This is a genomic window from Streptomyces sp. NPDC023527 (assembly GCF_055560115.1).
The window spans coordinates 348,486-370,336 of sequence record NZ_JBVHJJ010000008.1; the positions used below are offsets into that span (position 1 = coordinate 348,486).

The window sequence follows — 21,851 nt, forward strand, 5'->3', positions numbered from 1 at the left end:
GCGCGAGGGAGTCAAGGGGCGTTGACGGTTCAGGAACCGTCGAGTTCCTGGTCGATCAGGTCGAAGATGTCGTCGATGGTGGCGGTTTCGAGCCGGTCGTCGGCCTTTTCCTGCCGCTGTCCGTCGGGACGGTCCTCGGAGGTGTCGCTGAACTTGGCGAGCACGCTGTGCAGCCGCGCCCGTACGCGGGAGCGGACGATGTCGTCGTCGGTGCCGATGGCGGTGAGGACCGCCTCCAGCTTGTCGATCTCGCCGAACACCGAGAGTTCCGGTGTCGCCTGACGGGGTGCGAGGTCGGTCCGTATCCGCTCGGCGAGCGCGACGGGTGTCGGGCAGTCGAAGACGAGCGTGGCGGGGAGCCGGAGGCCGGTGGCGGTGTTGAGCCGGTTGCGGAGTTCCACGGAGGTGAGGGAGTCGAAGCCGAGGGCCTTGAACTCGCGGTTGCGTTCGACGTCCTGCGGGCCGTCGAAGCCGAGGACGGCCGCCACCTGGGTGCGGACGACGTCGAGCAGGATGTCGGTCTGTTCGGCCTGGGACCGGCCGTCGAGGCGGCGGCCGAGGCTGTCGGCGCCGCCGGTGGCCGTGGCCTCCGCCGTGCGGCGGGCGGGTGCCTTGACCAGGCCGCGGAGGATCGCCGGTACGTGCTCCGGGGCGGCCGGGCGGCTCGCGGGGGCGAAGCGGACGGGCAGGACGACGGCGTGCTCGCCGTGGCAGGTGGCGTCGAAGAGCGCGAGGCCCTCCGCCGCGTGGAAGGCGACGACCCCCGAGCGTGCCATGCGCTCGCGGTCGGCGGCGTCGAGCTCGGCGGCCATGCCGCCGTCGGCCCAGGGGCCCCAGGCCATGGACGTCGCGGGCAGGCCCTCGGCCCGGCGCCGCTGGGCGAGGGCGTCGAGGAAGGCGTTCGCCGCGGCGTAGTTGCCCTGGCCGGCGCTGCCGATGGTGGCGGCGACGGAGGAGAAGAGCACGAACGCCGAGAGGTCGAGGTGGCGGGTGAGGTCGTGCAGGTGGCGGGCCGCGTCGGCCTTGGGCCGCAGGACGGCGTCGAGGCGTTCGGGGGTGAGGCCGTCGACGGTGCCGTCGTCGAGGGTGCCCGCCGCGTGGACGACGGCGGTCAGCGGGTGCCGGGCGGGGATGTCCGCGAGGAGCTTCTCGACGGCGTCCCGGTCGGCGGCGTCGCAGGCGGCGAGGGTGACGTCGGCGCCCAGCGCGGCCAGTTCCGCGCGCAGTTCCTGTGCGCCGTCGGCCGCCGGGCCGCGCCGGCTGGTGAGGACGAGGCGGCGGACGCCGTGCTCGGTGACCAGGTGCCGGGCGACCGTGCCGCCGAGGGCGCCCGTGGCGCCGGTGATCAGGACGGTGCCGTCGGGGTCCAGTGGGGCCGGCACGGTGAGGACGAGCTTGCCGACGTGCCGGGCCTGGCTGAGGTGGCGCAGCGCCTCGCGGGCCTGGCGTACGTCCCAGGTGGTGACGGGCAGCGGCTGGAGGACGCCGCGCTCGAACAGCTCGACGAGCGCGTGGAGCATCTCCCCGATGCGGTCCAGGCCCGCTTCGATCGTGTCGAACGCCTGGTAGGCCGCGCCGTGGTGGTCCGCGGCGATCCGTTCGGCGTCGCGGACGTCCGTCTTGCCCATCTCCAGGAAGCGTCCGCCCTCGGCGAGGACGCTCAGGGAGGCGTCGACGTATTCGCCGGCGAGGGAGTTGAGGACGACGTCGACCCCGCGGCCCTCGGTGGCGGCCAGGAAATGCTGGGCGAAGTCGAGGGTGCGGGAGGAGGCGAGGTGGGCGTCGTCCAGGCCGGCGGTCGAGCGGAGCACGTCCCACTTGGCGGGGCTCGCCGTGCCGTAGACCTCGGCGCCGAGGTGGCGGGCGAGCTGGGTGGCGGCCATGCCGACGCCGCCGGCGGCGGAGTGGACGAGGAGGGACTGGCCGGGGCGCAGGCGGGCCAGGTCGACGAGGGCGTAGTAGGCGGTGAGGAAGACGATCGGTACGGAGGCGGCCTGGGCGAACGTCCAGCCTTCGGGCATCCGGGCGACCATCCGCCGGTCGGCGACGGCCAGCGGCCCGAACGCCTCGGGGATCATGCCGAGGACGCGGTCTCCGGGCGCCAGGTCGGTGACGCCGGGGCCGGTCTCGACGACGACACCGGCGGCTTCGCTGCCGAGGGTCGCCGCGCCCGGGTACATGCCGAGGGCGATGAGGGCGTCACGGAAGTTCACTCCGGCGGCGCGTACGGCGATGCGTACCTGGCCCTCGCCCAGGGGCGCGGTGGCGGCGGGGTTGTCGGTGAGGGCGAGGTCGTCGAGGGTGCCGGTGCCGCTGGTGGTCACGCGCCAGGCGGTGGATCCGGGCGGCGGCACGAGGCTGTCGCCGGTGGCCCGGCGGGCCAGCCTGGGCGTGTGGGCGGTGCCGTGCCGCAGGGCGAGCTGCGGTTCGCCGGTGGCCAGGGCGGCGGGCAGGGCGCGTACGGACGCGGCGGTGTCGTCGAGGTCGAGCAGGACGACGCGGCCGGGGTTCTCCGACTGGGCCGAGCGGACGAGGCCCCAGACAGCCGCCTGCGCCAGGTCGTCGACGGTCTCGGCGGGCCCGGTGGCGACGGCGCCGCGGGTGAGCAGGACCAGGCGTGCCTCCTCCGGCCGGTCCTCGGCGAGCCAGGCCCGGACCAGCTCCAGGGCGTGGCCGGTCGCGGCGCGTACGTCGGCGGCGGTGTCGCCGCCGGGCAGGGACCGTACGAGCACGATGTCGGCGGTCGGCGTCCCGGTGTCGAGGGCGGCGAGCTCCGTGACGTCCGCACCGGCTTCGGCGAGGGGGGCGAGCAGGTCGGCCGGGGCCTCGCCGAGGAGCGCCCAGCTTCCGTTCTGTGTCCCGCTTTCGGGGAGGGTGAGCGTCGGCCAGGTGAGCCGGTAGAGGGAGTCGTGGTGTTCGGCGGGTCGGGCGGCGGCGAGCTGTTCGCTCGTCACGGGGCGCAGCACGAGGGAGTCGACGGAGGCGACGGGGCGGCCGGTGGTGTCGGCGGCGAGCAGCGACACCGCGTCGTGGCCAGTGGAGGCGAGCCGGACGCGCAGGGCGGCGGCGCCGGTGGCGTGCAGGGTCACACCGGTCCAGGAGAACGGGACACGGCCCTGCCCGGTGTCCGGCAGGAGCCCGCCGAGGCCGACCGCGTGCAACGCGGAGTCCAGCAGGGCCGGGTGGACTCCGAAGCCGTCGACGTCCGTGGTGTCGGGCAGCGTCACCTCGGCGAACACCTCGTCGCCCCGGCGCCACAGCCCGCGCAGGCCCTGGAAGAGCGGCCCGTAGCCGAAGCCGAGTTCGGTCAGGCGCTCGTAGTAGCCGTCGGTGGTGACCGGTTCCGCGCCGGCGGGCGGCCACTGCGACAGTTCGTCGGGGTCCGCCGGTCCCGTGGAGGTCAGCGAGCCGGCGGCGTGCGAGGTCCACGGCGCGTCCTCGGCGGCGTCGTCCGGCCGGGAGAAGATCTCGACGGTGCGGCCCCCGGTGTCGTCGGCGCCGCCGACGGCGACCTGGAGGCGGAGGCCGCCCCGCTCGGGCAGGACGAGCGGCGCCCGGAGGGTCAGCTCCTCCACCCGGTCGCAGCCGGTCTCGTCGGCCGCCCGCATGGCGAGGTCGACCAGGGCGGTGCCGGGCAGCAGCACGGCGCCCATGACCTGGTGCTGGGCCAGCCACGGCTGGGCGGACAGCGACAGGCGGCCGGTCAGCAGCGCCCCGTCGCCGTCGGCGCGCCCGAGCACCGCGCCGAGCAGCGGGTGGTGTGCGGGCCGCAGCCCCACGCCGGTGAGGTCCCCGGCCGCGGGCTGCCGGTCGAGCCAGTGCCTGCGGTGCTGGAAGGCGTACGTGGGCAGGTCGACGCGGCGCGCGCCCCGGCCCTCGTAGAGGGTGTTCCAGTCCGGTGCGACGCCGTGGACGTGCAGGTGGGCGAGGGCGGTGGTGAGGGCCTGCGGCTCGGGGCGGTCGGCGCGCAGGGCCGGCACGGCGACGCTCGCGCCGGTGGCCGTGCGGGGCTCGGCCGTCGTGTCGTCGCCGTGCTCGTCGGGCCCGTCGGCCAGGGCCGTCCGCGCGAGGGCGGTGAGCACGCCGCCGGGGCCGATCTCCAGGTAGGCGGTCGCACCACGGGCCGCGAGGGTGGTCAGCGCGTCACCGAACCGGACGGCCTGGCGGACGTGGCGGACCCAGTACGCCGGGTCGCACAGTTCGTCGGCGGTCGTGAGCCGCCCCGTGAGGGTGGAGACGACGGGCGTCGAGGGCGCGGTGTAGGCGAGGGACTCGGCGACGGCCCGGAATTCGGCCAGCATCGGTTCCATGAGCGGCGAGTGGAAGGCGTGGGAGACCGTGAGGCGCTTGGTCTTGCGGCCGTCGGCCGACAGGCGCTCGGCGATCGCCGTCACCGCGTCCTCGGCACCCGAGACGACCACCGACGCGGGCCCGTTGACCGCCGCGATACCGACCGCGGTCTCGTACCCGGCCAGCAGCGGAAGGACTTCCTCCTCCGTCGCCTGCACGGCCGTCATCACGCCACCGGCCGGCAGGGCCTGCATCAGCCGGCCACGGGCGGCGACGAGCGTCGCCGCGTCCGTCAGTGAAAACACTCCCGCCACGTGCGCGGCGGCCAGCTCACCGATCGAGTGCCCGGCCAGGAAGTCAGGCCGCACGCCGAACGACTCCACCAGCCGGAAGAGGGCGACCTCGACGGCGAACAGGGCGGGCTGGGTGTAACCGGTCCGGTGGAGGTCCAGCTCGCCCTCCGCCTCGAACATGACGTCCCGCAGGGGGCGTTCGAGGTGGAGGTCCAGGTGGGCGCAGACCTCGTCGAAGGTCTTGGCGAAGACCGGGAACGCCTCGTACAGCTCCCGTCCCATGCCGGGACGCTGACTGCCCTGCCCGGAGAAGAGGAAGGCGACCTTGTTCCTGCGGGCGCCGTCTCCTCGTACGACCGTGCCGCCGGCCTCGTCGCGGGCCAGGGCGCGGAGGCCGCGCAGCAGTTCGTCGCGGCCGGTGCCGATCACGGCGGCGCGGTGCGGCAGGGCGGCCCTGGTGGTGGCCAGCGAAAGGCCGATGTCCGCGGGGGTGTGCTCGGGGTGGTCCGCCACGTGGGCGAGGAGGCGCTCGGCCTGGCCCGACAGGGCGCCGGCGTCGCGGGCCGAGATCGGCCAGATGATCGGGGCGGCGGGCGCTTCCACGGATTCGCCCGGTGCGGTGTCGTCGGTGTCGGGCGCCGGCTGTTCCAGGATGACGTGCGCGTTGGTGCCGCTGACGCCGAACGCCGAGACGCCCGCCCGGCGCGGGTGACCGGACTCCGGCCATGCCACGGCCTCCGTCAGCAGCTGTACGTCACCGGCCGCCCAGTCCACGTGCGGCGAGGGCTCGTCCAGGTGGAGGGTGCGGGGCAGCACGCCGTGCCGCATCGCCAGCACCGTCTTGATCACGCCGGCGATGCCCGCCGCCGCCTGGGTGTGCCCGATGTTGGACTTCAGCGCCCCGAGCAGCAGCGGCCGGCCGGCCGCGCGCCCCTGCCCGTACGTCGCGAGCAGGGCCTGGGCCTCGATGGGGTCGCCGAGGGAGGTTCCGGTGCCGTGCGCCTCGACGGCGTCGACGTCCGCCGCGGTGAGGTCCGCGTCGGCCAGCGCCTGGCGGATGACGCGTTGCTGGGCCTGGCCGTTGGGTGCGGTGAGGCCGTTGGAGGCGCCGTCCTGGTTGACGGCGCTGCCGCGTACGACCGCGAGGACGCGGTGGCCGTTGCGGCGGGCGTCGGAGAGCCGCTCGACGAGCAGCACGCCGACGCCTTCGCCCCAGCCGGTGCCGTCCGCCGAGGCGGAGAAGGGCTTGCAGCGGCCGTCGTCGGCCAGGCCGCGCTGCCTGCTGAACTCCATGAACGCGCCCGGCGTGGACATCACGGTGACACCCGTGGCGAGCGCCAGCGAGCACTCGCCCCGGCGCAGCGACTGCGCCGCCAGGTGCAGGGCGACCAGCGACGACGAGCACGCCGTGTCGACCGTGACCGCGGGTCCCTCCAGGCCGAAGGTGTAGGCGATGCGGCCGGATACGACGGCGGCGGCGTTGCCGGTGCCGAGGTAGCCGTCGAAGTCCTCCGGGGAGTTGGACAGGCGGGCGTAGTCCTGGCCGTTCGTCCCGGCGAAGACGCCGGTGCGGCTGGAGCGCAGGGTGGCCGGGTCGATGCCCGCCCGCTCGAAGACCTCCCAGGAGGTCTCCAGCAGCAGTCGCTGCTGCGGGTCCATCATCAGCGCCTCGCGTGGCGAGATCCCGAAGAAGCCCGCGTCGAACTCCCCGACGTCCTGGAGGAAGCCGCCCTCGCGGACGTAGCAGGTGCCCGCGTTGTCGGGATCCGGGTCGTAGAGCGCCTCCAGGTCCCAGCCGCGGTCGGCGGGGAAACCGGAGATGGCGTCGCCGCCGTCGGCGACCAGTCGCCACAGGTCCTCGGGGGACCGGACGCCGCCGGGGAATCGGCAGCTCATCGCGATGATCGCGATGGGCTCCCGGGCGTCGTCCACCAGTTGCTTGTTCTGCCGGCGCAGCCGCTCGGTCTCCTGGAGGGAGGCCCGCAGTGCTTGAACGATTTTCTCGTTCGACGTGGTCATCATGTGCTCCGTACTCAGGCCGTCTCAGAAGTCGCTGTCGCCAAGCGCCAGTTCGATGAGGTTGTCGATGTCCATCGACTCGATGGACGCGGACTCGGGGTCGGGGGCGGGCTCCTTCGCCGGCTCGCCGTTCCCCGGTCCGCCGACGCCGTCGCCCGCCGCCGCGAGGCGCAGGAGGGCGTCCAGCAGCCCCGCTTCGCGGAGCCTGGCCGGCGGGATGGACGCGAGGGCGCGTCGCACGTGGGCGTCGTCCCGGTCGCCGTCGCCGCCGGTTCCGGTGTCTGCCGTCTCCGGTACGAGGGCGGCTCGCAGGTGGTCGGTGAGGGCGGTGGGGTTGGGGTGGTCGAAGACCATCGTGGTGGGGAGCTTCAGCCCCGTCGCCGCGCCGATGCGGTTGCGCAGCTCGACCGCGGTCAGCGAATCGAACCCGAGCTCGCGGAACGCCCGCTCCGGCTCGATCGCGGCGGCCTGCGCGTAGCCGAGGACCGCGGCGGCCTCCGTGCGCACGATGTGCAGGAGGACCTCGTGCTGATCGGTGGGCGGCAGGCCCGCGAGGCTCCGGGTGAGCTCGGAGGCTCCCGTACCGTCCTGGCCGTCGTCGCCCTCGCGGGCGCCCGCCAGTGCCGCCCGTACCTCGGGCAGGTCGCCCAGCAGCGGGCTCGGCCGGCCGATGGTGAACGACGGCGCGAACCTCGACCAGTCGACATCGGCCACCACCACGGCGGTCTCGTCGCCGTCCAGGGCCCGCTGGAGCGCGGAGATCGCCAGGGTCGGGGAGAGCGAGGGCAGTCCACGGCGCCGGAGGTGTTCCTCCGCTCCCCCGTCGGCCGCCATGCCGCCCTCGGCCCAGGGCCCCCAGGCCACGGCCGTCGCGGCCAGGCCGCGCGCCCGGCGCCGCTGCGCGAGCGCGTCGAGGAAGGCGTTGGCCGCCGAGTAGGCGGCCTGGCTGCCGCTGCCCCACACGCCGGAGACCGACGAGAAGAGCACGAAGGCGTCCAACCGCCGGTCGCCCAGCAGCTCGTCGAGGTGCACCGCGCCCGCCACCTTGGCCGACACCACGGCGGCCAGTTCCTCCGGGCTCGTGTCCATGATGGTCGCGAACTGCGGCAGACCCGCGGCGTGCACGACGCCGGTGAGCGGCGCGTCGTCCGGGAGCGAGTCGAGCAGCCCGGCCAGGGCGGCCCGGTCGGCGACGTCGCACGCGGCGATCGTGACCTCGGCCCCGAGCGCCTGGAGTTCGGCGCGGAGTTCCCCGGCGCCCGCGGCCGAGGAGCCGCGGCGGCTGGTCAGTACGAGGTGCTCGGCACCGTTGGCCGCCAGCCAGCGGGCGGCGTGTCCGCCGAGCGAGCCCGTACCGCCGGTGATCAGCACCGTACCGCGCGGCCGCCATCCGCCGTCGGTGACGTTTCCGGTGCTCCTGACCGTACGCGCCAGCCTCCGTACGAACACTCCGGCGCCCCGCACCGCGAGCTGGTCCTCCGCACCGGTGGCGCCGGCGAGCACGTCGGCCAACCGGTCCAGGGTGCGCGCGTCGAGGGCCTCGGGCAGGTCGATCAACCCGCCCCAGCGCTGCGGGTATTCCAGGGCGGCCGCACGTCCCATGCCCCACACGAGCCCCTGGAGAGGCCGCTCGACGGGGTTGGAGCGGCCCACGGACACGGCGCCGCGCGTCACGCACCACAGCGGCACGTCCGCTTCGAGGTCGCCCAGCGCCTGTACGAGGGCCATGGTCGAGGCCAGGCCGGCGGGCAGGTCGGCGAGACCGGGGTGGGCCCGCTCGTCGAGGGCGAGCAGGGAGAGGACGCCGGTGACGGGACCGGAGGCCATCGCGGTGCGCAGCAGCTCGGTGAGGGCCGCGCGGTCGGTGGCGGGGCCGGTGACGCGGACGGTGCGGATGTCGGCGCCGTGCGCGCCGAGAGCCTGTCCGCAGGTGTCCGCGAGGTCAGCGTCGTCGTCCGTGGTGACGAGGAGCCAGGTGCCCGTGAGGGTGGCGGAGGGCAGGTCCGTGAGCGGCTTCCAGGTGGTCTGGTAACGCCAGCTGTCGATCGTGGACTTGTCCTTGGACTCACGACGCCAGGTCGACAGGGCGGCGACCACCGAATCGAGCGGCGCCTCGGCGCCGAGGCCGAGCCGCTCGGCCAGAGCGGCGGCCCCGCCGTTCTCCACGGTGTCCCAGAACTCCGCCTCGGCGGGGTCGGCCGAGGCCGCTCCCGCCTCCGCGGTCGGGCTCTCCAGCCAGTAGCGCTGGTGCTGGAAGGGGTAGGTGGGCAGGTCGACGCGACGGGTGCGAGTGCCGGTGAAGACGGCTTCCCAGTCGATCCGCGTGCCGTTGACGTGAAGGTGGGCCAGGGCGGTGGTGACGGCCTCGGGCTCGGGGCGGTCGGTGCGGAGGGACGGGATGGCCGTGGCCTTCTCGTCCAAGGTCTCCTGGGCCATGGCGGTCAGGACGCCGCCGGGACCGATCTCCAGGAAGATGCGGGCGCCTTCGGCGGAGAGCGCCTCGACCGCGTCGGCGAAACGGACGGCCTGACGGACGTGCCGCACCCAGTACTCCGGGTCGCACAGTTCCTCGGCCGATACGAGCTGTCCGGTGAGCGTGGAGACGACCGGGATCGTCGGAGGGTTGAACGTCACCGCCTCGGCGACCTTCCGGAAGGAAGCCAGCATCGGATCCATCAGCGGCGAATGGAAGGCGTGCGACACCGTCAGCCGCTTGGTCCTACGACCCTGCCCCGCCAGCAGACCCGCGATCTCGATCACCGCGTCCTCGGCACCCGAAAGCACCACGGACGACGGACCGTTGACCGCCGCGAGCCCGATCTTGCTCTCCCGGCCGACCAGCAGCGGCAGGACCTCGGCCTCAGAAGCCTGCACCGCCACCATCAACCCACCCGAGGGCAGCTCCTCCATCAACCGGCCCCGGGCGCTGACGAGCGCCGCCGCATCGGCGAGGGACAGCACCCCGGCCACATGCGCAGCGGCCAGCTCGCCGATCGAGTGCCCGGCCAGGAAGTCCGCCCGCACCCCCCACGACTCCACCAGACGGAACAACGCCACCTCAACAGCGAACAACGCAGGCTGTGTAAAACCGGTCCGGCTCAGCTTTTCCGCGTCCTCACCGAAGACGACCTCCCGCAGGGGCTCGACCAGGTGGGCGTCCAGGTGCGCGCAGACCTCGTCGAAGGCGTCGGCGAACGCCGGGGACGTCGCGTACAGCTCGCGGCCCATGCCCGGTCGCTGGCTGCCCTGGCCCGAGAACAGCAGGGCCAGCCGGCCGCCGGTGGTGCCGGTCGAGCCGCGTACCAGGCCCGCCGCCGACTCGCCGCGGCTCAGGGCGCCGAGGCCCGCGACGAGGTCGGCGGTGTCGTGGCCGACGACGACGGCACGGTGTTCCATGGCCGTACGCGAGACGGCCAGGGAGTAGGCGGTGTCCGCCGGGTCGAGGCCCGGGTGGTTCTCGACGTGGGAGAGGAGGGCGCGGGCCTGCTCGCGCAGGGCGGTCTCGTCCTTGCCGGACAGCACCCAGGGGAGGCCGCGCCCGTCGTCGGAGCCGGCCGGGGCCTCCTCCGGCTCGTCGGCCGGGGCCTGCTCGATGATGGTGTGCGCGTTCGTGCCGCTGACCCCGAAGGAGGAGACGGCGGCGCGCCGGGGGCGGCCGGTCTCCGTCCACTCGGCGGTTTCCGTCAGCAGGCGTACCGCGCCCGCCGTCCAGTCGACGTGCGGGGACGGCTCGTCGACATGGAGGGTCTTCGGCAGCGTCCCGTGCCGCAGGGCGAGCACCGTCTTGATGACACCGGCGACGCCGGAGGCGGCCTGGGTGTGGCCGATGTTCGACTTCATCGAACCCAGCCACAGCGGCCGGTCCGCGTCCCGCTCCTGCCCGTACGTGGCGAGCAGCGCCTGGGCCTCGATGGGGTCGCCGAGGGCGGTGCCGGTGCCGTGGGCCTCGACCGTGTCGATGTCCGCCGGTGACAGACCGGCGTTGGCGAGCGCCTGGCGGATCACCCGCTGCTGGGCGGGGCCGTTGGGCGCGGTCAGGCCGTTGGAGGCGCCGTCCTGGTTGACCGCGCTGCCGCGTACGACGGCGAGCACGGGGTGACCGTTGCGGCGGGCGTCGGAGAGCCGCTCGACGAGGAGCATGCCGACGCCCTCGCCCCAGCCCGTACCGTCCGCCGCCCCGGCGAACGGCTTGCAGCGGCCGTCGGCGGCGAGGCCGCGCTGGCGGCTGAACTCGACGAAGGCGTTCGGGCTGGACATCACCGTCGCGCCGCCGACCAGGGCGAGCGAGCACTCGCCCTGCCGCAGCGCCTGGGTCGCCAGGTGCAGCGCCACCAGCGACGACGAGCACGCCGTGTCGACGGTCACCGCCGGGCCTTCGAGGCCGAGCGAGTAGGCGATGCGGCCGGACATGACGCTGCCGGAGCTGCCGGTGAGGAGGTGCCCCTCGACGCCTTCGGGCAGTTCGCGCAGCCCGGCGCCGTAGCCCTGGTAGCCGGAGCCGACGAAGACGCCCGTTTGGCTGCCGCGCAGCGTGGCGGGGTCGAGGCGGGCCCGCTCCACGGTCTCCCAGGCGCTCTCCAGCAGCAGCCGCTGCTGGGGGTCCATGGCGAGGGCCTCGCGCGGCGAGATGCCGAAGAACTTCGGGTCGAAGTGGCCCGCGTCGTGCAGGAAGCCGCCTTCGTTGACGTAGGTGGTGCCGGAGTGCTCGGGGTCGGGGTCGTAGAGGGCGTCCAGGTCCCAGCCCCGGTCGGCCGGGAACTCCGACACCGCGTCCGCGCCGTCGAGGAGCAGCTGCCACAGCTCCTCCGGCGAGCGGACCCCGCCGGGGAACCGGCAGCTCATCGCCACGATCGCGATCGGCTCGTCGCCACCGCCCGCCGCGGTCTCCGATGTCGTGCGCACGGCCTCGGCGGTCTGCCGGCCGGGCAGCTCCGCGGCGAGGTGCGCGGCGAGGGCGAGGGCGTTGGGGTGGTCGAAGACGAGGGTGGTGGGCAGGCGCAGGCCGGTCGCGGCGTTGAGGCTGTTGCGCAGTTCGACGCCGGTGAGCGAGTCGAAGCCCAGGTCCTTGAACGCCCGGTCCGGCGCGACCGCCTCGGCGCCGGCGTGGCCGAGCGCCTTGGCGACCTCCGTACGGACCAGGTCGAGCAGGATCCGGTCGCGCTCGTCGCCGGACAGGCCGGCGAGCTGTTCGCCCAGGGGCGACAGGCCGGTGGCGCCGGCTTGTGCGTCCGTGCCGCGGTCGGCAGCGGCCAGGGCGCGCCGCACCTCGGGCAGGTCGCCGAAGAGCGGGCTGGGCCGGGCGATGGTGAAGGCGGGGGCGAAGCGGTCCCACAGCACGTCGGCCACCACGACGGCGGTCTCGCCGCCGTCCAGGGCCCGCTGGAGGGCGGCCGTCCCGGTCTCTGGCGACATCGCGGGCAGGCCGCGGCGGCGCAGGTGAGCCTCGGCCTCGTCGTCGCCGACCATGCCGCCGTCGGCCCACGGGCCCCAGGCCACGGCGGTGGCGGCGAGCCCGAGGGCGCGGCGGCGCTCGGCGAGGGCGTCGAGGTAGGCGTTGGCGGCGGAGTAGGCGGCCTGGTTGCCGCTGCCCCACACGCCGGCGACGGACGAGAAGAGGACGAAGGCGTCCAGCTCCCGGTCGCCCAGCAGCTCGTCCAGGTGTGCGGCGCCCGCCACCTTGGCGGACACCACATCGGCCAGGTCGGCGAGCCCGGTCTCCGCGAGGGGCGCGAACTGCGGCATTCCGGCGGCGTGCACGACCGCGGTCAGCGGGTGCGGCGCGGGAAGGTCCGCGAGGAGCTTCGCGACGGCGTCCCGGTCGGCCACGTCACAGGCGACGACGGACACCTGGGCACCCAATGCCTCGATCTCGGAGGCGAGTTCGAGGGCTCCGGCGGCATCGGGGCCGCGGCGGCTCGTCAGCACGATGTGCTCGGCGCCGCCCCGGGCCAGGTGCCGTGCCACGTGGGCGCCGAGCGCGCCCGTACCGCCCGTGATGAGGACGGTGCCCCGGGGGCGCCACACCTGACCGGCGGGCAGGTCGACGGCCGCGTGGGACAGGCGTCGTACGAAGGTGCCGGAGGCCCGGACCGCGACCTGGTCCTCATCGCTCTCCCCGCCCAGTACGGCCACGAGGCGCCGCGCGGCACGCTCGTCCAGCGTCTCGGGCAGGTCGAGCAGTCCGCCCCACCGCTCGGCGTACTCCAGCGCGACCGAGCGGCCCAGGCCCCAGACCATGCCCTGGGCCGGGCTCAGCAGGGTGTCCGAACGGCCCACGGACACCGCGCCGCGCGTGACGCACCACAGCGGCGCCGCCAGGTCCGCGTCCCCGAGGGCCTGCACGAGGACGGTGGTCAGGGCCAGACCGATCGGCAGGACACTGTGCGCCGGGTGCGGGTCCTCGGCGAGGGCGAGGAGCGACAGGACGCCGGTGGGCGATGCCTCCTCGCCGAGCGCGTCACGTACGCGGTCGGCGAGGACGGCCCGGTCGTCGGCGGCGTGGGCCACGAGCTCGACGACCTCGGCGCCGTGGGCGGAGAGCGCCGACCGGAGGGCGAGGGCGGTCGGGCTCTCCTCGTCCCCGGCGTGGGAGACGAGAAGCCAGGTGCCGGTCAGCCCGGTCGCCGGCTCGCGTCCGGACAGCGGCTTCCAGCCGGCCCGGTAGAGCCGGCTGTCCACGACCGACCGGTCGCGCTGCTGTCGCCGCCAGTGCGACAGCGCCGGAAGGACGGAGCTGAGCGGCGCCTGCCCGTCGAGCTCCAACTGCTCGGACAGGGAAGCGAGGTCCTCCCGCTCGACGACATCCCAGAAGCCCGCCTCCGCCGGGTCCGCGAGGGCGGCGGTCTCCGCGTCGGCGGGCCTCGGCATCAGCCAGTAGTACTGGTGCTGGAAGGCGTAGGTGGGCAGGTCGACACGCCGGGCGCCGGTGCCGGCGAAGAACGCGGGCCAGGCGATGGGGGTGCCGTTGACGTGGAGGTGGGCGAGGGCGGTGGTGAGGGCGACGTCCTCGGGGCGGTCGGTGCGGAGGGACGGGATGGCGGTGGCCGCCTCGTCCAGGGTCTCCTGGGCCATGGCGGTCAGGACACCGCCGGGGCCGATCTCCAGGAAGGTACGGGCACCTTCGGCGGCAAGGGCCTCGACCGCGTCGGCGAAACGGACGGCCTGGCGGACGTGACGGACCCAGTACTCCGGGTCGCACAGGTCGTCGGGCGATACGAGCTGCCCGGTGAGGGTCGAGACGATCGGGGTCTGCGGGGCGGAGAAGGCCAGACCTTCGGCCACCGTGCGGAACTCCGCCAGCATCGGCTCCATCAACGGAGAGTGGAACGCATGCGAGACCGTGAGGCGCTTGGTCTTACGACCCTCAGCCGCCAGACGCTCGACGATGGCCGTCACCGCATCCTCGGCACCCGAAATGACCACCGACGTCGGGCCATTGACCGCCGCAATGCCCGCCTCATGACCCTCAAGCAGCGGAAGAACCTCGGCCTCCGTCGCCTGCACCGCCACCATCACACCACCGGCCGGCAACGCCTGCATCAACCGACCACGAGCGGCCACCAGAGCCGCCGCATCAGCCAGGGAAAGAACCCCCGCCACATGCGCGGCGGCCAGCTCACCGATCGAATGCCCGGCCAGGAAGTCCGGCCGCACGCCCCACGACTCGACAAGGCGGAAAAGGGCGACCTCGACGGCGAACAACGCAGGCTGTGTGAACCCGGTCCGGTTCAGCTTCTCCGCGTCCTCGCCGAACATCACCTCCCGCACCGACTCCTCAAGGTGCCGGTCGAGCTCCCCGCACACCGCGTCGAAGGCGTCCGCGAAGACAGGGAACGCGTCGTACAGCTCACGCCCCATCCCCGGCCGCTGGCTCCCCTGACCCGAGAACAACACCGCGAGCTTCGGGGTCTCACCGACCGCGACCCCACGCGCCCCCGCCCCACCGGGCGTCTCGCCTCGGGCCAGTGCGCCCAGGCCGTCGAGCAGTTCGCCGCGGGTCTTCCCCACGACCGCGGCGCGCTGGGGCAGGGCCCCGCGCGTCGTGGCCAGGGAGAGGCCGACGTCGGCCGGGGCGAGTTCCGGGGTGGCTTGTACGTACGTGAGGAGGCGCTCGGCCTGGTCGCGCAGGGCGGCCTGGTCCTTGGCGGAGATCACCCACGGGACGCTCGGGTCGTCGACGGCCTCGACGGGCTCGGGAGCCGTCGTCGGCGGGGCCTCTTCGATGATGACGTGCGCGTTCGTGCCGCTGACGCCGAAGGAGGAGATGCCCGCCCGGCGCACGGCGGCGCGGCCGGAGGGCCAGTCGACGGGGTCGGTCAGCAGGCGCATCGCCCCCGCCGACCAGTCGACGTGCGGTGACGGCTCGTCCACGTGCAGGGTCCTGGGCAGGACGCCCGCCCGCATCGCCATGACCATCTTGATGATGCCCGCGACACCGGCGGCGGCCTGCGTGTGGCCGATGTTGGACTTGACGGTGCCGAGCCACAGCGGGCTGTCCTCGGGGCGCTGCTGCCCGTACGCCTTGAGCAGCGCCTGGGCCTCGATGGGGTCGCCCAGCGTCGTGCCGGTGCCGTGCGCCTCGACCGCGTCGACGTCCGACGGCGACAGGCCGGCGCTCGCCAGCGCCTGCTGGATCACGCGCTGCTGGGCGGGGCCGTTCGGGGCGGTGAGGCCGTTCGACGCGCCGTCCTGGTTGACGGCGCTGCCGCGTACGACGGCCAGTACCTGGTGTCCGTTGCGCTCGGCGTCCGACAGGCGTTCCACGAGGAGCATGCCGACGCCCTCGGCGAGTCCTGTGCCGTCCGCGGAGGCGGCGAAGGCCCGGCAGCGGCCGTCCTCGGAGAGGCCGCGCTGGCGGCTGAAGCCGATGAGGGCGCCGGGGGTGGCCATGACGGTGACGCCGCCGGCCAGGGCCATCTCGCACTCGCCCTGCCGCAGCGCCTGCACCGCGAGGTGCAGCGCCACCAGCGACGACGAGCACGCCGTGTCGACCGTCACCGCCGGGCCCTCCAGCCCGAAGGTGTACGCGAGGCGGCCGGAGACGACGGCGGCCGAGTTCGCTGTGAGCAGGTGTCCTTCCATGCCCTCGGCGGGGTTCTGCGCGGCTCCCACCGCGTAGTCCTGGCCGTTGGTGCCCGCGAAGACGCCGGTGCGGGTGGAGCGCAGTTCGGCGGGGTCGATGCCGGCTCGTTCGAAGGCTTCCCAGGTGACTTCGAGGAGGAGGCGCTGCTGGGGGTCCATGGCGAGGGCCTCGCGCGGCGAGATGCCGAAGAATTCGGGGTCGAAGTCGCCGGCGTCGTGGAGGAAGCCGCCTTCGCGGGTGTAGCTGGTGCCCTGGGTGTCGGGGTCGGCGTCGTAGAGGCGGTCGAGGTCCCAGCCGCGGTTGGTGGGCAGGCCGGTGATGGCGTCGCCGCCTTCGGCCAGCAGCCGCCACAGGTCCTCGGGCGACCGTACGTCGCCGGGGAACCGGCAGCCCATCGCGACGATCGCGATGGGCTCGTCGTGGACGGCGGTGCGGTTCGCGGTCGTCGGGGCGGTGGTGACGAGGGCCGCCCGGCTGTCGCCGGCGACCTCCTCCAGGAGGTAGGAGGCGAGGGCGGCGGGTGTGGGGTGGTCGAAGACGACGGTCGCGGGCAGGCGGACGCCGGCGGCGGTGCCGAGGCGGTTGCGGAGTTCCATGGCCGCGAGGGAGTCGAAGCCCAGTTCGCGGAAGGCCCGGCCGGCGTCGATGGCGTCCGGGGCGGTGTGGCCGAGGACCGCGGCGACCTGTGTTCGGACGAGCGTGACGAGCGCGTCGCGCCGCTCGGCCGGGGGCAGCGCGGCCAGCCGCTGGAGCTCGGCGTTGGCCTGTCCCGCGGTGCCGGCTTCGGCGGTGCGGCGCAGCGGGGTCCTGATGAGGCCGCGCAGCAGGGCGGGCACGGCGCCGTTCGCGGCCTGGGCGCGCATGGCGGCGAGGTCGAGGCGGACGGGGGCGACGGCCGGGTCGTCGAGGGCGCGGGCGGTGTCGAGGAGGCTCAGCCCTTCCTCGGCGGTGAGCGGCACGAGGCCGGCGCGGGCCATGCGCTGGAGGTCGCTCGCTTCGAGGCGGGTCTGTTCGCCGCGTTCGGCCCAGACGCCCCAGGCCATCGAGGAGGCCGGGAGGCCCTGGGCCCTGCGGTGGGTGGCGAGGGCGTCGAGGAAGGCGTTGCCCGCCGCGTAGGCGCCCTGTCCGGCGCCGCCGAGGACGCCGGCGAAGGAGGAGAAGAGTACGAACGCGGACAGGTCGAGGTCGCGGGTGAGCTCGTGGAGGTTGAGGGTCGCGTCGACCTTGGGCCGCAGGACCTGGTCGAGTTCCTCGGCGGTGAGGGAGTCGACGAGGCCGCCGGCGACGACCGCCGCGGCGTGGAAGACGGCGGTCAGCGGCCGGTCCGCGGGCAGACCGGCGAGGAGGGCCGCGAGGGCGTCCCGGTCGGCGGTGTCGCAGGCGGCGAGGGTGACGGTGGCGGTGCCGGACGCTTCCAGCGCGGCCTTCAGGTCGGCGGCGCCGTCGGCGTCGGCGCCGCGTCGGCTGGTGAGGACGATGTGCCGGACGCCGTGGACGGTGATGAGGTGCTCGGCGACGAGTCGGCCGAGCGCACCGGTGCCGCCGGTGATGAGGGCGGTGCCGTGGGGGTCGATGACCCCGGCCCCGATGGCGGGCGCACCAGCGCCGCCGGTACCGGCGGGCGCGTCGGAGCCGTTGCCCTCGCCGGGCGCGTCGCCCCCGATCGGTGCGCCGGACGCGGCGGCTGCCGTGGTCCCGGCAGCCGCAGCAGAGCTACCGGCCTCGCCCGGTGCGTCACCCCCGGCAGACACCGTGGTCCCGCCGGACTTGACGGTCGCGGCAGACGCACCGGCGCTCTCGTCCTCGCCGGGCGCGTCCGCTCCCGCGGATACGGTGAGCGCGGCCGTCCGCTCGCCGGCCGGCACCCGTGCCAGTCGCGGTACGGACAACTCCCCCGCCCTCAGGGCCAACTGGGGCTCGTCCGCGGCGAGTGCGGTGGGCAGCTTTCGGTAGGAGTCCTCGTGGCCGTCGATGTCCGCGAGTACGAGGCGGTCGGCGTTCTCGGACTGGGCCGAGCGGATCAGGCCCCAGACGGGTGCGTGGGCCAGGCCCGGGGTGTCGGCGCCGGGGCGGGTGGCGACGGCGTCGCGGGTGAGGAGCACCAGGCGGGCGCTGGCGAGTCGTTCGTCGGCGAGCCAGGCCCGTACGAGGGCGAGGGTGTCGCGGGCGGTCGCCCGTACGGCCTCGGCGGTGCTGTCGCCGCCAGGGATCTCGTGGACGACGACGTCGGGTACGGCGGCTCCGGCCGAGAGGGCGTCGGTCAGTGCCGTCAGGTCGGCGTGGACGTCGGCGCCCAGGGCGCGGGCGGCGGCGGTGCCGGGGGCGCCGAGGACGACCGCGCGGGCGGTGGGAGCGGTGCCCGGGACCGGCAGGGGTGTCCAGTCGACGCGGTAGAGCGTGTCGTGGTGGTCGGTGCGGGCGGCGGTGCGGAGTTGGTCCTCGGAGACCGTGCGGAAGGTCAGGGCGCCGACGCCGGCGACGGGCCGGCCGGTGCCGTCCGCGACGGTGACGGTCACGGCGTCGGTGCCGGCGGGGGTGAGGCGTACGCGCAGCTCCGTGGCGCCGGTGGCGTGCAGGCGCACGTTCTCCCAGGCGAAGGCCATCCGGCCGGTGCCCATGTCGCCGAGGGGGCCGAAGCCGACGGCGTGCAGGGCGGCGTCGAGGAGGGCCGGGTGCAGGCCGTACCGCGCGGCGTCGGCGTGGGCTTCGGCGGGCAGGGCGACTTCCGCGAAGACCTCGTCGCCGTTGCGCCAGGCGGCGCGCAGCCCCTGGAACAGCGGTCCGTACGCGAAGTGCCGCTCGGCGAGTCGCGCGTAGAAGTCGGTGAGGTCGACGGGGGTGGCGTCGGCGGGCGGCCAGGCGGTGAGGTCCTGCGGGGCGTCGGCGGTCCCGGGCGCGAGGACGCCGGTGCCGTGGCAGGTCCAGGGCTCGTCGGGGGTGGCGTCGTCGGGCCGGGAGTGGACGGTGAGGTTCCGGCGACCGTGGTCGTCGGCCTCGCCGACCGAGACCTGGACGACGGCTCCGCCGTGCTCGGGGAGCAGCAGCGGCGCCTGGAGGGCGAGTTCCTCCAGGTTCGCGCAGCCGATGTGGTCGCCGGCGCGGATCGCCAGCTCCACGAACGCCGTGCCCGGCAGCAGGGCGGTGCCCATGACGACGTGCTCGGCGAGCCAGGGGTGGGTGTGCAGGGACAGGCGGCCGGTGAGCAGCAGGCCGTCGGAGTCGGCGGGGGCGACGACGGCGCCCAGCAGGGGGTGGTCGGCGGGGCCCAGGCCGAGGCCGGCGGCGTCGCCGGCGGAGTGCGGGGCGTCCAGCCAGAACCGCTGGTGCTGGAAGGCGTAGGTCGGGAGGGGGGCCGGGCGGGCGCCGGTGCCGGTGAAGACGGCGTGCCAGTCGAGGGTGACGCCATGGGCGTGGGCCTCGGCGGCGGAGCGCAGGAAGCGGGCGGGGCCGCCCTCGTCGCGGCGGAGGGTGCCCAGGGCCGTGGCGTCGCTGCCCATGGCGTCGAGGGTTTCCTGCATGCCGATGGTCAGGACGGGGTGGGCGCTGACCTCGATGAGGGCGCTGTGCCCGTCCTCGACCAGGGACCGGGTGGCCTGTTCGAAGTGGACGGTCTGCCGCAGGCTGCGGTACCAGTACTCGGCGTCCAGCGTGGCGGTGTCCAGCGGGCCGCCGGTGACGGTGGAGTAGAAGGGCACGTCGGAGGAGCGCGGTGCGAGGTCGGCCAGGGCGTCCAGGACGCGTTCGCGCACCGACTCGACCTGCGCGGAGTGGGAGGCGTAGTCGACGGCGATGATCCGGGCGCGGATGTCGTCGGCCTGGAGGACGTCGCGGAGTTCGGCCAGCGCGTCGGGCTCGCCGGAAAGGACGGTCGAGGACGGGCTGTTGACGGCGGCCACGGACAGCCGCTCGCCCCAGGGCTCCATGCGCGGGGTCAGGTCCGCCAGCGGCAGGCCGACGGACATCATGCCGCCCCGGCCGGACAGCGCGGTCAGCGCCCGGCTGCGCAGGGCCACGACCTTCGCGGCGTCCTCGATGGTCAGCGCGCCGACCACGCAGGCGGCGGCGATCTCGCCCTGGCTGTGTCCGGCTACGGCGGCCGGCTCGACGCCGTACGAGCGCCACAGCTCGGCGAGGGACACCATCACGGCCCACAGCACGGGCTGGACGACGTCGACCCGGTCGAAGCCGGGGGCGCCGGGGGCGCCGCGCAGGACGGCGGTCAGCGACCAGTCGACGTGCGGGGCGAGCGCGTCCTCGCACTTCTGGAGGCGGTCGCGGAAGACGCGGGAGGACTCGTCGGTGGAGTCGAGGAGTTCGAGGGCCATGCCGGCCCACTGCGAGCCCTGGCCGGGGAAGACGAACGCCACCTGGCGGGGATGGGCGGCGGTGCCGCGGACGAGGGTGGGGTCGGGTGCGCCGGAGGCCAGCGCGGTCAGGGAGCGTTCGAGGGCGGGGCGGTCCTCGGCGAGGAGCACGGCGCGGTGGGCGAACGCGGTGCGGGTGGTCGCGAGGGAGAGCGCGACGTCACCGGCGTCGAGACCGGGCCGCTCGGCGAGGTGCGCGAGGAGGCGCCCGGCCTGGGCGGTGAGGGCGGCCTCGTCCTTGCCGGAGAGGGCCCAGGGGATCAGCGGGAGGGAGACGGTGGCGGCCTCGGTGGAGGTGGTGCCCGCCTCGCCGCCCGGCTCGTACGCTCCCGGCTCCTCCTCGGCGTCCGGCTGCTCGATGACGACGTGCGCGTTGGTGCCGCTGACGCCGAACGCGGAGACTCCGGCACGCCGGGGCGCCCCGGTCTCGGGCCACGCGGTCTTCTCGGTCAGCAGCGAGACGGCGCCGGCCGTCCAGTCGACGTGCGGGGACGGCGCGTCGACGTGGAGGGTCGGCGGCAGCACCCCGTGGCGGAGCGCCTGGACCATCTTGATGACACCGGCGACACCGGCGGCGGCCTGGGTGTGGCCGATGTTCGACTTGATGGAGCCGAGCCACAGGGGCCGGTCGGCGTCCCGTTCCTGCCCGTACGTGGCGAGCAGGGCCTGGGCCTCGATGGGGTCGCCGAGGGAGGTGCCGGTGCCGTGGGCCTCGACGGCGTCGACCTCGGACGGGGAGAGCCGGGCGTTGGCGAGGGCCTGGTGGATGACGCGCTGCTGGGAGGGGCCGTTGGGGGCGGTGAGGCCATTGGAGGCGCCGTCCTGGTTGACGGCGGTGCCCCGGACCACGGCCAGCACGGGGTGGCCGTCGCGACGGGCGTCGGAGAGCCGCTGGACGAGCAGCACGCCGACGCCCTCGCCCCAGCCGGTGCCGTCGGCCGAGGCGGAGAACGCCCGGCAGCGGCCGTCGGGCGACAGCCCGCGCTGCCGGCTGAACTCGACGAACGTGGTCGGCCCGGACATCACCGTCACACCGCCGGCCAGCGCCATGTCGCACTCGCCCTGCCGCAGCGCCTGCACCGCGAGGTGCAGCGCCACCAGCGACGACGAGCACGCCGTGTCGACCGTCACCGCCGGGCCCTCCAGGCCCAGGGTGTAGGCGATCCGGCCGGAGACGACGCTGCCGGAGTTGCCGGTGCTGACGTATCCCTCGATGCCCTCGGGGATGCCGGGCAGCCGGGAGACGTAGTCGTGGTACATGTGCCCGGCGAACACGCCGGTGCGGCTGCCGCGCAGCGTCACCGGGTCGATGCCCGCCCGCTCGACGGCCTCCCAGGACGCCTCCAGCAGCAGCCGCTGCTGCGGGTCCATGGCGAGGGCCTCGCGCGGGCCGATACCGAAGAACGCGGCGTCGAAGTCACCGGCCTCGTAGAGGAAACCGCCCTGCCGCGCGTACGTCGTCCCGGGGGCCTCGGGGTCCGGGTCGTAGAGCGCGTCGAGGTCCCAGCCGCGGTCGGCCGGGAAGTCCGATATCGCGTCCCGGCCGCCGGCGACCAGGTCCCACAGTTCCTCGGGCGACCGCACACCGCCCGGGAAGCGGCAGCTCATCGCCACGATCGCGATGGGCTCGTGGTTCTTGCTCTCCACCTCGCGCAGGCGCTGACGCGCATGGCGCAGATCGACAGTGGCGCGCTTGAGATAGTCCCGGAGTTTGTTCTCGTCAGTCGTCGTCATCTGAATTCTGTTCCTCAACGCCAAGGGGGTTCGTGCTTGTCGATCGGTGGTGTCGAACAGGTGGAGCGG

At 74.7% G+C, this 21,851-nt stretch carries 2 protein-coding genes; both read right to left on the bottom strand.

Annotated elements, in window-relative coordinates; translation table 11 throughout:
- Window positions 1-29 precede the first annotated feature (29 nt).
- The gene (locus ACZ303_RS18665; RefSeq protein ID WP_467340207.1) at window positions 30-6,620 is read right to left on the bottom strand and encodes an SDR family NAD(P)-dependent oxidoreductase; all 6,591 of its coding nucleotides are present in this window, start codon (window positions 6,618-6,620) and stop codon (window positions 30-32) included.
- A 6-nt stretch (window positions 6,621-6,626) separates the two neighbouring features.
- Entirely contained in the window at window positions 6,627-21,782 is a 15,156-nt protein-coding gene (locus ACZ303_RS18670; protein ID WP_467340180.1) for a type I polyketide synthase, read from the bottom strand.
- Window positions 21,783-21,851 lie beyond the last annotated feature (69 nt).

Coding starts and splice junctions, on each gene's coding strand:
- ACZ303_RS18670 (WP_467340180.1), bottom strand. CDS start 21,782: ATGACGACGACTGACGAGAACAAACTCCGGGACTATCTCAAGCGCGCC.